The 12,168-nt window shown below is 63.1% G+C and carries 13 protein-coding genes; 5 read left to right on the top strand and 8 right to left on the bottom strand.

Translation table 11 applies throughout. The annotated features are described in order from the left end of the window. The 5 genes from galU to AO684_RS03945 all read left to right on the top strand — a co-directional run. Window positions 1-885: UTP--glucose-1-phosphate uridylyltransferase GalU (gene galU, locus AO684_RS03965; protein ID WP_235451204.1), on the top strand; the 885-nt coding region annotated here is incomplete at its 5' end. A gap of 5 nt (window positions 886-890) precedes the next feature. Next, the gene (locus tag AO684_RS03960; protein WP_054301439.1) at window positions 891-2,132 is read left to right on the top strand and encodes a glycosyltransferase family 1 protein; all 1,242 of its coding nucleotides are present in this window, start codon (window positions 891-893) and stop codon (window positions 2,130-2,132) included. Window positions 2,133-2,165: 33 nt separating this feature from the next. Continuing rightward, window positions 2,166-3,176 carry a glycosyltransferase family 2 protein gene (locus AO684_RS03955; RefSeq protein ID WP_054301438.1) on the top strand — a complete coding sequence of 337 codons (1,011 nt, stop codon included), beginning with the start codon at window positions 2,166-2,168 and terminating at the stop codon, window positions 3,174-3,176. A 10-nt stretch (window positions 3,177-3,186) separates the two neighbouring features. After that, window positions 3,187-4,884 carry a beta-1,6-N-acetylglucosaminyltransferase gene (locus AO684_RS03950; RefSeq protein ID WP_054301437.1) on the top strand — a complete coding sequence of 566 codons (1,698 nt, stop codon included), beginning with the start codon at window positions 3,187-3,189 and terminating at the stop codon, window positions 4,882-4,884. A 1-nt stretch (window position 4,885) separates the two neighbouring features. Beyond that, a complete protein-coding gene (locus AO684_RS03945) occupies window positions 4,886-6,283 on the top strand; it encodes a nodulation protein NodH (RefSeq protein WP_369814576.1) in 1,398 nt (465 codons plus the stop codon). 3 nt (window positions 6,284-6,286) lie between these two features. On the opposite strand, the gene AO684_RS03940 is transcribed toward AO684_RS03945, so the two are convergent. The 8 genes from AO684_RS03940 to AO684_RS03905 form a co-directional block, all read right to left on the bottom strand. After that, window positions 6,287-6,751 carry a PTS sugar transporter subunit IIA gene (locus tag AO684_RS03940; RefSeq protein WP_054301435.1) on the bottom strand — a complete coding sequence of 155 codons (465 nt, stop codon included), beginning with the start codon at window positions 6,749-6,751 and terminating at the stop codon, window positions 6,287-6,289. Between the two features lie 33 nt (window positions 6,752-6,784). Next, window positions 6,785-7,360, bottom strand: a complete 576-nt coding sequence (gene hpf, locus AO684_RS03935) for a ribosome hibernation-promoting factor, HPF/YfiA family (protein ID WP_054301434.1) — start codon at window positions 7,358-7,360, stop codon at window positions 6,785-6,787. Between the two features lie 240 nt (window positions 7,361-7,600). Continuing rightward, window positions 7,601-8,353 (bottom strand): LPS export ABC transporter ATP-binding protein, encoded by a 753-nt coding sequence (lptB, locus tag AO684_RS03930; RefSeq protein WP_054301433.1) that lies wholly within the window; start codon window positions 8,351-8,353, stop codon window positions 7,601-7,603. Beyond that, window positions 8,353-8,844, bottom strand: a complete 492-nt coding sequence (lptA, locus tag AO684_RS03925; protein WP_054301432.1) for a lipopolysaccharide transport periplasmic protein LptA — start codon at window positions 8,842-8,844, stop codon at window positions 8,353-8,355. The genes lptB and lptA overlap by 1 nt, the downstream gene beginning before the upstream one ends. A gap of 12 nt (window positions 8,845-8,856) precedes the next feature. Continuing rightward, a complete protein-coding gene (gene lptC / locus AO684_RS03920; protein ID WP_054301431.1) occupies window positions 8,857-9,456 on the bottom strand; it encodes an LPS export ABC transporter periplasmic protein LptC in 600 nt (199 codons plus the stop codon). A 3-nt stretch (window positions 9,457-9,459) separates the two neighbouring features. Then, on the bottom strand, window positions 9,460-10,425 hold the full coding sequence (locus tag AO684_RS03915) for an SIS domain-containing protein (RefSeq protein WP_054301430.1): 966 nt from the start codon (window positions 10,423-10,425) through the stop codon (window positions 9,460-9,462). Next, on the bottom strand, window positions 10,406-11,020 hold the full coding sequence (locus AO684_RS03910; RefSeq protein WP_054301429.1) for a ribonuclease D: 615 nt from the start codon (window positions 11,018-11,020) through the stop codon (window positions 10,406-10,408). The genes AO684_RS03915 and AO684_RS03910 overlap by 20 nt, the downstream gene beginning before the upstream one ends. Window positions 11,021-11,145: 125 nt before the next feature. Then, window positions 11,146-12,168: an aspartate-semialdehyde dehydrogenase gene (locus AO684_RS03905; RefSeq protein ID WP_054301455.1), complete on the bottom strand. Its 1,023-nt coding sequence runs from the start codon at window positions 12,166-12,168 to the stop codon at window positions 11,146-11,148.

Genomic DNA, 12,168 nt, shown 5'->3' with positions numbered 1-12,168 from the left:
GTGACCAAGGCGGTATTTCCGGTTGCGGGTCTCGGGACCCGTTTTCTGCCTGCGACGAAGTCGATCCCGAAAGAGATCATGACGCTGGTGGACCGTCCGCTGATCCAGTACGCGATCGACGAGGCGCGGGCGGCGGGGATCAAGGAGTTCATCTTCGTGACCTCGCGCGGCAAGTCGGCGCTGGAGGATTACTTCGACCACGCGCCGGAACTGGAAAGCGCGCTGCGCAAGAAGGGCAAGGATGACCTGCTGGAGGTCCTGAAGGACACCAACATGGATTCGGGTGCCATCGCCTATGTGCGGCAGAACCGGCCGATGGGGCTGGGCCATGCCGTCTGGTGCGCCCGCCGCCTGATCGGCAACGAGCCCTTCGCGGTGCTGCTGCCCGATGACGTGATCGCGGCCGAGAAATCCTGCCTGGCGCAGATGGTGGAGGCCTACGAACAGACCGGCGGCAACATGGTCGCCGCGATGGAAGTGCCGCCGCCCAAGGCCTCGGCCTATGGCGTGCTCGACATCGCCGAGGACATGGGCACCATCGTCCGGGCCAAAGGCATGGTGGAGAAGCCGAAGGCGGAAGAGGCGCCGTCGAACCTTGCGGTCATCGGCCGCTACATCCTGTCGCCGAAGGTGCTGACCAACCTGAACCGGATGAAACAGGGCGCGGGCGGCGAGATCCAGCTGACCGATGCCATCGCCGAAGAGATTGGCGAGGGCGGCTCGGGCGTCTACGGCTACCGCTTCCGGGGCCAGCGCTACGACTGCGGCTCGAAAGCCGGGTTCCTGCAGGCCACCGTCGCCTTCGGCATGGCCCGCGACGACCTCCGCGACGAATTCTCCGCCTACCTCCACGACACCCTGGCCCAACAGAAAGCCGCGCAGTAACCCGCGTGCCCGCCGCCCGCCTGCTGGATCTGACGCGGCTGATGTCGCGTCTGGGCCGTCCGGTGGCGACGGGAGTCGACCGGGTAGAACTCGCTTATCTTGACCGCTTTCTGGCGGATCACAAAGCAGGCGGTCCGGCGCTTCATGCGCTGGTCCGTCTGTCTTCTTTTATGGTGCTGCTGGATGCTGACGGCTCGAACCAGCTTGCGCAGATGGCGCGGGCCTGGTTGCCCTTGCCCGCCGCCGGTCGCTGGGCGCGGCTGAGGTTTGCTGATAACCCCTTGCGCGCGCAGGCGGAAACCGCCGTTTACAAGCTGGCGCGTCGCCGGGTGCCGTCCCTCTTGCCGAACTTGCTGCTGCGCCGGTTGCCAGTGGATTGCCGCTACTACAACGTGGGGCACAGCCATCTGACGCCCGCGTTGTTTGCAGCACTTCGGCGGCAAGGCCTGCGCAGTTCGGTTTTGCTGCACGATGTGATTCCCCTTGATTACCCGCAATATACCCGTGCCGGGATTCCCGAGGTCTTTGCGCGCAAGATGGCTGCGGTGGCGGCGGGGGCGGACCGGGTCATCCACACCGCGCAGGTGACTCGGCAGGCGAACGAGGCGCAGTTGCGCCGCTTTGGCCGCCTGCCGGAAGGGGTGGTCGCCCCTTTGGGCATCGTCGCCCCCGCCCCCGGCCCGTTTCATCTGCCCGGCCTTGATCTCGAACGGCCATATTTTGTAGCGGTCGGCACCATCGAGCCGCGAAAGAACCATATGTTGCTGCTGGATGTCTGGGAGCGGCTGGGCAAACGTCTGCCACCGGAACGTATGCCGCAGCTGGTGATCGCGGGCAGCCGGGGGTGGCGGAACGAAGAGGTCTTCGCCCGGCTGAACGCAGCACCTGCCCATGTGATCGAGGCGCCGGGATTGGATGATGCGGCCCTTTCCGGCCTGCTGACCGGCGCGCAGGGGCTGCTTTTCCCCAGCCTGGCCGAAGGCTTTGGCCTGCCTCCGCTGGAGGCGCTTGCGCTCGGGGTTCCGGTTTATGTTTCGGACTTGCCGGTTTTGCGTGAACTTCTTGGCGATACAGGCATTTACCTCGGGACATCAGATGTTTATTCTTGGACGGAAACAATTTTCCGGGCGTTGTCAGCCAGTCCGCGCCAGCGCACGGCAGCCGCAACCCTCCGGGAGGCGGGATCGACAATGGCGCCCTTCGACTGGGATGCCCATTTCAAAACCGTCTTAAGCAATGACTGGTAAACCGGGCTGGCTGATGCCGGTCGGAGAGAGTGTGTGGGCATACTGTCATCATATCAGCTTCGGCTTGCCCGCAAGCGCTGGCGTATTCGCGCTTTTCGCAAGCGACGTGAGCTGAAACCCGTTGCCGACCGGACCGGGGCCATCCGGTCGGGTGATCTTCTGCTGTTCTCGACCCTCCGGAACGAGAAAGTGCGGATGCCCTATTTCCTGCGGTATTACCGGGATCTGGGGATCGATCATTTCCTTTTCGTGGACAATGACAGCGAGGACGGCTCGCGCGAATATCTGGCGGCGCAGCCGGATGTTTCGGTCTGGACCACGCGGGCCAGTTACAAGCGGGCCCGGTTCGGGGTGGATTGGCTGAACTGGCTGCAAATGCGCTATGGCCATGGCCACTGGTCGCTGGTCGTCGATTCGGATGAATTCTTCGTCTACCCGTTCTGTGATACGAGGCCGCTGCGCGCCTTGACCGACTGGCTGGATGCCAGTTCCATCAAATCCTTCTCGGCGATGTTGCTGGACATGTATCCCAAGGGTCCGTTCGGCGAACATGCCTATCGCGAGGGCACTGATCCGTTCGAAACCGCGCAATGGTTCGACAGCGGCAATTACACGATGTCGAAGAACCGCAAGTTCGGCAATCTGTGGATTCAGGGCGGGCCCCGTGCGCGCACCTTCTTTACCGATGCACCGGAACGTGCGCCGGCGCTGAACAAGATTCCGTTGGTGAAATGGCACCGCGATTATGCCTATGTCAGTTCGACCCACATGCTGCTGCCGCGCGGGCTGAACCTCGTTTATGACGAATGGGGCGGCGAAAAGGCTTCGGGCTGCCTTCTGCATGCCAAGTTCCTCGATACCTTCGCCCACAAGGCGGCGGAAGAAATGGCGCGCAAGCAGCACTACGCCAACAGTCACGAATACCGCGCCTATCAGGAGGGTTTGGCCGCCAGCCCGGATTTCTGGTGCAAGTGGAGCGAGAAATACATCAACTGGCGCCAGCTTGAGATTCTCGGGCTGATGTCCAAGGGCAACTGGGCGTGAGGGGGCGGGGGTGAGTGTCGGCTTCGTCATGCTTTGCCACACCGCGCTGGGCCGTGCCGCACAGGTGGCGCGCTATTGGGCCGATCATGGTTGCCCGGTGGTGATCCATGTCGACAAGCGCGTGTCGAAATCGGCGCTGCGCCGGATGACGCGCGATCTGGAAGGCGTGCCCGACATCCGCTTTTCGCCGCGCCATGCCTGCGAATGGGGAAGCTGGGGTCTGGTTGCCGCCACGCAGGCGGCCGCCACCATGATGCTGCACGAGTTTCCGGGCGTCCGGCATGTCTATCTTGCCTCAGGGTCGTGCCTGCCCCTGCGCCCGGTCGAGGAACTGGTGGCTTATCTCGACGAGCGGCCGAAAACCGATTTCATCGAAAGCGTCACGACCGAGGATGTTGGCTGGACGATCGGCGGGTTGAATATCGAGCGTTTCACGCTGCGTTTCCCGTTCTCGTGGCGCAAGCAGCGCCGGCTGTTCGATGGCTATGTCCGGCTGCAACGCCGGGTCCGGTATCGCCGTCGCATTCCGCCTGCCCTTGTGCCGCATCTTGGCAGCCAGTGGTGGTGTCTGACCCGGCAAACCCTGTCTGCCATCCTGGAAGACCCGGAACGCCCGGCCTATGACCGCTACTTCCGCAAGGTCTGGATTCCTGATGAAAGCTACTTCCAGACGCTTGTGCGGCAGGTTTCGGTCAATGTCGAAAGCCGCTCGCTCACGCTGTCGAAGTTCGATTTTCAGGGCAAGCCGCACATCTTCTACGACGATCACCTGCAATTGCTGCGCCGGTCCGATTGCTTTGTGGCGCGCAAGATCTGGCCGCATGCGGACAAGCTTTACCGCATCTTCCTGTCCGACGATCTGGCCCGCCAACCAGCGGCAGAACCGAACCCGGGCAAGATCGACCGGCTGTTTGCCAAGGCGGTGGAACGACGGACCAAGGGCCGGGCCGGACTGTACATGCAAAGCCGCTTCCCGAACCTCGATTGGGAAAACGGCATGACCGCTGCGCCCTATTCTGTGTTCGAAGGCTTTTCCGATCTGTTCGAGAATTTTGACATCTGGCTGGGCAAGGTCACCGGATCGCGGGTACATGGACATTTGTTCGCGCCTGACCGTGTGGAATTCGCGGGGGGCGAGACGGTCTATAACGGCGCCCTGTCCGATAGTCCCGCACTGCGCGATTATAACCTGCGCGGCTTTATGGGGAACCTGATGTGGAACACGCGGGGCGAGAGGCAGTGCTTCCAGTTCGGCCCGCGTGACAACCAGAAGATCGGCCCCTTCCTGGCCCGTGATCCGAATGCGCAGGTCTCGGTCATCTCGGGCGCCTGGGCTGTGCCGCTGTTCCATTCCAACCGCAATTTCGGTGATATCCGCAAAGAGGCGGCCCGTCTTCAGAAGATCGAGGCCGACCATCTGGCCCAACTGCGGTCCCTGCACGTTAAGGCACGGGTACGGATCTGGACGCTGGCCGAATTTATCGAGAACCCGATGGAGCCGTTGCAGACCATCATCGACGAAATCAGCCCACGCTCCAGCCGCCGCCTGACCGAGGCGCCGCGCATGTCGGATCTGGTCGGTTTCGGCCAGTTCCTGCAAAATCTGCGCAATCAGGGTATGCAGCCTGTCCTGATGGGTGATTTTCCTGCCGGGGATGACCCGCGCCCCTCGACCACGCGGCGCGGCCGCCCCTATCTGGTGAAGTGATTTGCCCCCGACCGGATTCACCTCTTTCGTGATGTTCGCCGAAATGCGGACGGGTTCCAACTTTCTGGAGGCGAACCTGAACGCGCTTGAGGGGGTGACCTGTCATGGCGAGGTGTTCAACCCGCATTTCATGGGCAAGAAGGACAACCTGTCGCTCTGGGGTATCGACATTGCCGAGCGCGATGCCGATCCTTTTCCGGTGCTGGCCGCGATGCGTGCGGCGACGCAGGGCATGGTGGGATTTCGATGCTTCCACGACCATGATGCCCGCGTGATCGGGGCGGTTCTGGCCGATCCGGCCTGCGCAAAGATCATCCTCACCCGCAATCCGGTCGAAAGCTATGTCAGCCTGAAGATCGCGCAGGATACCGGCCAGTGGAAGTTGCAGAATGCGGCAAAGCTGAAAACTGCGCGCGCGCGGTTCGATCCGGCAGAGTTTGAGGCCCATCTGCGCGCGGCGCAGGAGTTTCAGGTGCATCTGCTCCACGGCTTGCAGGTGTCGGGGCAAACTGCCTTCTACATCGACTACGAGGATCTGAACGATCTGGATGTCCTGAACGGCCTTGCCGCCTTTCTGGGGGTTCCGGCCCGGCTGACGGCGCTGGACCCGAAGCTCAAGAAGCAGAACCCCGAGGAAATCGCAGACAAGGTCAGCAATCCGGCCGAGATGGAGCGGTCTCTGGCCCGGCTGGATCGTTTCAACCTTGCGCGCACCCCGAATTTTGAACCGCGCCGCACGCCCGGCATACCGGGCTTCGTCGCGGCTGCGGATGCGCCGCTGCTCTACATGCCCCTGCGCGGTGGGCCGGAGGCAGAGTTGCGCGACTGGCTGGGCCGTCTGGGAACCGGCGGGATCGTCACGGATTTCGTGCAGAAAACCCTGCGACAGTGGAAACGGCAGAACGCTCCGCACCGCAGCTTCACCGTGCTGCGCCACCCTCTGTTGCGGGCCTATGCCGGCTTTCGGGCTGTGGTGATGGAGGGAGGCGACCTCTATCGTCTGCTGACCCGCAGCTACAAGCTGGATCTGCCCGTACCGGGGCAACCGCTGACGGCAGAGGAGGAACGCACGGCCTTTCTGGCGGTGCTGCGCTGGCTTAAGCTCTATCTTTCGGGGCAGACCGGGCAGAAGATCGACCCGCGCTTTGCCTCGCAGACCGCCGTCTTGCAAGGCTTCGCGCAATTCCAGGGGCCGGATGCCGTGCTGCGCGAGGATCGTCTGGCAGAAGGGCTGACCTGGTTGTGTGATGAGATGGGCGTCGTCATGCCGGACCTGTCCTGTGATCTGACCCTGGCCGAGGCGCTGTTCCGCATCCATGATGCGGAACTGGAAGACGCCGCGCGCGACGCCTATCAGCGGGATTACATAGGCTATGGTTTCGGTCGCTGGCGCGACTGACCGTCAGGCCGCCTGCGGCGCCCGGCTTTCGGTCAGAATGGCGAACAGCTTTGCCGGATCGGTGTTGGCACGCAGCTTGGTGCAGATGCCGGAATCGCGCATGGTACGGCTGACCAGCGCCAGCGCCTTCAGATGCTCGACCCCCGAATCCTTGGGTGCGAACAGGCCGAACACAAGATCGACCGGCTGGCGATCGACGCTGTCATAGTCCAGCGGCTTTTCCAGACGCACAAACACACCGACGATTCTGTTCAGGTCTTCCAGACGCGCATGTGGCAGGGCGATGCCATGGCCCACGCCGGTCGGACCAAGGCTTTCGCGTTCCTGCAAACCATCAATGGCGATGGAGGCATTCAGCTTGTAAGCCTGTGCCGCCATTTCACCCAGCTCCTGAAACAGGCGCTTCTTGCTGGTCAGCTGACTAACGACCCTGACGGACTCAGGATTGAGAATCTTTGAAATTTCCATCAGGGTCGCCGTCTATTCCGCGCCTCGCAGGCGCTATTTGCTGTTGCGCGGGTCGATCCAGCCGATATTGCCGTCATCCCGGCGATATACGACGTTCACCCCGCCATGTCCTTCATTGCGGAAGACGAGCATCTTCTGCCCGGCCAACTCCAACTGCATCACCGCCTCGCCGACGGTGATCGAAGGAATCTTCGTCTCCATCTCGGCGATGACGATGGGCTGATCAGAGATTGCCTCGCTCTCGTCGCCCTCATCGGTCGGGGCGAGGATATAGGAGGAACCGCCGTCGAATTCAACAGGGGCCGTGCGCTTGTGGTGGTGGTCGCGCAGGCGGCGTTTGTGACGGCGCAATTGCTTGTCCATCTTCTCGCGGCAGGCCTCGAACGCGGCATAGACTTCGGATGCGCTGCCTTTCGCACTGGCATTCAGCCCGGTGGAAAGGTGGATCGTGGCCTCGCATACGAATTCGTGCGCGGCCTTGGAAAACACAATCACAGCGTCGGTCGGGCGCTGGGCGTATTTTTCCACCACCTCGCCCAGTTCGGCCTTCACATGGGTCTGAAGCGCCTCACCGATATCAATCTGTTTTCCACTGATCTGGTAACGCATGGCTCCTCCTTCACGAAAACAGCACGGCAAATCCTGCATCATGCAGGGTTACCCGCTGATGAATTTTACATGGGGCCGCCTGCACTTGGATACCAGTCGGCTCGGCAGGAAGCTGCCGGTCAGGGCTGGAGTCGGGGGCGGTTCTCGCACGCATCCCGGGTATTTGGCGGCAGGATGACGTGACTTGTCAACAGGTACATGAAGTCCGCATGACAGGCGGTTTGTCGCGCCGGTGAGGGCTCAGCCCAACCGGAAGCTCTGGCCCAGATAGACCCGCCGCACGGTTTCGTCGCGTACGATCTCGTCGGTTGTGCCGCTCATCAGGACATGGCCGTCATGCAGGATATAGGCGCGGTCCACGATGCCCAGCGTCTCGCGGACATTGTGGTCGGTGATCAGCACGCCAAGGCCGCGCAGCTTCAGATCCTGCACCAGATGACGGATCTCACCCACCGCGATCGGGTCCACCCCGGCAAAGGGTTCGTCCAGCAGCAGATACTTGGGATCGGCGGCAAGACAGCGCGCGATTTCGACCCGTCGTCTTTCCCCGCCCGACAGCGCCAGCGCAGGTGCGCGGCGCAGGTGGGTGATGGAAAATTCAGACAGCAGTTCTTCCAGCCGCTCGCGCCGCTTGTGGCCGTCGGGCTCGCGAATCTCCAGCACGGCGAGGATGTTGTCCTCGACCGAAAGCCCGCGGAAGATCGACATTTCCTGTGGCAGATAGCCCACGCCCAGCCGTGCGCGGCGATACATCGGCAAGGTGGTCACATCCTTGCCGTCGATCAGCACCTGCCCGCCCTCGGGCGTCACCAGACCAGCGATGGAGTAGAAACAGGTCGTCTTGCCCGAGCCGTTGGGGCCCAGAAGTGCCACGACCTCGCCGCGTTGCAGATCCAGCGTCACATCGCGGATCACAGGCCGTTTCTTGTAGCTTTTCCGCAAGCCACGCACATGCAGCCCGGCTGAACCCTCTGTCACCGCCAGATCCGTCATCACTTGTTGCCCGGCACAAAGGTGGTGGAGACCCGCCCCTGCATGGTGCCGGTCCCTGCCTTGAGGTCGATCACCAGCTTCTGCCCGGCAATGGCGCTTTTGCCCTGGGTCAGCAGAACATCGCCCGTCATCACCAGATTGCCGGAGCCGATGGTGTAGACCGCCTCTTTCGACTCGGCCGCGTCGGTCGCATTGGCCATGGTCACGCCGCCCGAGGCATGCAACCGCTCGATGGCCTTGCCGTCGGCGGCATATTCTACCTGCACCCGCGCAGCGGCGAGTTTCAGATCCCCCTGCGCCACCCGGACATTGCCGCTGAATACTGCGGTGCCGGTGGCCTGTTCGACGGTCAGGTTATCGGCCTCCACCTGCACTGGCAGGCTGGTATCCTGCTTTAGCCCGCCAAATGCGATATTCGCCTGCTGCGCGCCTGCGGCGACCGGCAGAAGCAGGCAGCTCAGGGCGAGGGCAAGAAGGGGGCGGCAGCGCATGATCGGCCTCTGTCAGGGGTTACGCGGCTGGTATATCAGGCGAACGCCACCGTTGAAAACCAGAACATACTGGCCCGGAGCGCCGGAGGCTTCCGTAATCTCCATTCCACCCGCCTCGATCTGGCCGGGCGGGCCGAAGCCTTCGACCGGGCCGGTGCTGGTCGCCTGTGTGGTGTCCAGACGCAGTTGCAGCGCCTCGGTCTTCATCTCATATCCGGCGGAGTTGGACAGCAGAACACCCGAATCCAGCGTGACTAGCGTGCCGCTGGCATCCGCCTGCGCCTGACCCGCCGAAAGGGCGGTATGCGCGCCATCCGGGGTTTCCAGACGCGCGCGGACGCTGCTGGCGGAGGTGCCTGCCTCTTCGGCAGGGCGGGCCTCGGCGGCAGTTACTGTGATCGTCGCCCCGTCGCGGGTTACTCCGGCGAGCGTGGGCGCCGTCATGCGTGGCTCGCGCAGGCGTTCGGCGATCTCGACATCGGAATAAGGGATTGCCGCATCGGGATCGACCGTGCGTGCGACAAGGAACAGCGTCGAGAGAATCGCCAGCGCAGACAGCGGCAGGATGACCTTCAGCCATCCCACCAGTCGCGAATGGGCATCCCTCGCCATGGCCTAGACCACGCCCGCGCGCAGGCAGTCGTGAATGTGGATCAGCCCGACCACCTGTTGCGAACCCTCGGGGTCCACCACGAAAAGCGAGGTGATCTTGCGGGCGTTCATTTCGGCCACCGCCTTTTCAGCAAGTGCCTCGGGGCCGATGGTGCGCGGATGGCGCGTCATCACCTGTTCGGCTGACAGGGACAGCAGACCGTCCATATGCCGCCGCAAGTCACCGTCCGTCACCACACCGATCAGATGGCGGTCAGCGTCGATCACGCCCAGCACGCCGAAGCCCTTCTGGCTCATCACCAGCAGTGCCTCGCTCATCGGGGTTGCGCCGCTGACCAGTGGCAGGTCGGCATGCATCAGATGCCGCACGGTGGCGAGTTTCGCACCCAGCTTGCCGCCGGGGTGGAAGACCCGGAACTGGTCGGGCGTGAACTGCCGGTGTTCCATCAGCGCGACGGCCAGCGCGTCCCCCAGTGCCAGGGTCATGGTGGTCGAGGTCGTCGGCACGATCCCGGTTTCGCAGGCCTCTGGCGCGGGGGGCAGCAGGATCGCCACATCCGACTGCCTGAGCAGGGTCGAACCCGCCCGGCTGGCGACCCCGATCAGCGGAATGCTGAACCTCCGCGTATGGGCGATGACATCCGCAAGCTCCGGCGTCTCGCCGGAGTTTGACAGTACCAGCGCCACATCATCTGCGGTCACCATGCCCAGATCGCCGTGGCTCGCCTCGCCAGGATGGACGAATTGCGCCGGCGTGCCGGTCGAAGCAAAGGTGGCGGCGATCTTGCGGGCGATATGGCCCGATTTGCCCATGCCGCAGACGATGACCCGCCCGCGCGCCTTCAGGATCAGATCGACCGCCGCGCCGAAGGTGCCGTCCAGCGTATCGGCCAGCAGGTCCAGCGCCTCCGATTCGCGGCGGATGACGCGACGGCCGACGGCAAGGAAATCAGTGGTGGAAGAGGTCATTCGGTTCCTCCCAGCCCAGCAGATCGAGTTCTGCCCGCGTTGGCAGGAAATCGAAACACTTCTGCGCCAGCTCCATCCGGCCCTCGCGGATCAGCCGCGCCTCCAGCGCCGCTTTCAGCTTGTGCAGGTAAAGCACGTCCGACGCCGCATATTCCTTCTGCGCCTCGGTCAGCTCGGCCGACCCCCAGTCCGAGGTCTGCTGCTGTTTCGAGACATCCACCCCCACCAGCTCGGCCAGCAGGTATTTCAACCCGTGCCGGTCGGTGAAGGTGCGGATCAGTTTTGACGCGATCTTGGTGCACCAGACCGGGGCGGTGGTCACGCCGAAGGCCTTCTGCATCGCCGCGATGTCGAAACGGCCAAAGTGGAACAGTTTCACCACCGCCGGATCGGTCAGCAGGCGCTCCAGATTCGGCGCGCGGGTCTGTCCGCGCGCGATCTGCACCAGATGCGCATGGCCGTCGCCCGCTGAAAGCTGCACCACGCAAAGCCGGTCGCGGCGCGGGTCCAGGCCCATGGTTTCGGTGTCGATCGCCACCACCGGGCCGAGGTCCAGCCCGTCGGGCAGGTCATTCTGATGCAGGTAAATCGTCAATCTCGCCTCCGCTGGCCGTATGGGTGGGGGATAGACCCGCCCGCGCCTGTGGTCAACGTCAGGCCAGCGCCACAAGCGAAAAGGCCCCGCAGAAGCGGGGCCTTTGACGTACCGTCAGATGCGGCTCAGCCTTTCTTGAGGCAGCGCTTGCCCAGAACCTCGGCGATCTGCACCGCATTCAGCGCGGCGCCCTTGCGCAGGTTGTCGGACACGCACCAGAAGCTCAGGCCGTTTTCCACAGTCGAATCCTCGCGGATGCGGCTGACATAGGTCGCGTATTCACCGACGCATTCTACCGGGGTGATGTAGCCGCCGGCCTCGCGCTTGTCGACGACGAGGATACCGGGCGCTTCACGCAGGATGGCCTGCGCCTCCTGCCAGTCCAGCGGCTCCTCGAATTCGACGTTGATCGCTTCCGAGTGACCCACGAACACCGGCACGCGCACGCAGGTCGCGGTCAGCTTGATCGACTTGTCGAGAATCTTCTTGGTCTCGGCGACCATCTTCCATTCTTCCTTGGTCGAGCCATCGTCCAGGAAAACGTCGATATGCGGGATCACGTTGAAGGCGATCTGCTTGGGATAGACCTTCGGCGCAACTTCCTGACCGGGGACGAAAACGCCCTTGGTCTGGTTCCACAGTTCGTCCATCGCCTCTTTGCCCGTGCCGGACACCGACTGGTAGGTGGCGACGACAACACGCTTGATCTTCGCGCGGTCATGCAGCGGTTTTAGCGCCACAACCATCTGCGCGGTCGAGCAGTTGGGGTTCGCGATGATGTTCTTGTTCTTGTAGTTGTCCACCGCCTCGGCGTTCACTTCCGGCACGACCAGCGGGATTTCCGGGTCGTAGCGATACAGCGACGAGTTGTCGATCACCACGCAACCCTGCGAGGCCGCCTTGGGCGCATAGACCTTCGTTGCATCGGAACCGATGGCGAAGAAGGCGATGTCCCAGCCGGTGAAATCGAACTCGGCCAGATCCTTGGTCTTCAAAGTCTTGTCGCCGAAGCTGACTTCAGTGCCCAGCGAATTGCGCGACGCAAGCGCCACGATCTCGTCCACCGGGAACTCGCGCTCGGCGAGGATGTTCAGCATTTCTTTGCCCACGTTACCCGTGGCGCCGACGACGGCGACTCTGTAGCCCAT

The sequence above is a fragment of the Gemmobacter sp. LW-1 genome (genome assembly GCF_001303875.1).
GTDB lineage: Bacteria > Pseudomonadota > Alphaproteobacteria > Rhodobacterales > Rhodobacteraceae > Gemmobacter > Gemmobacter caeni.
The sequence above is the reverse complement of the archived record's forward strand: the minus strand, read 5'-3'. Positions and strand labels throughout refer to the sequence as shown.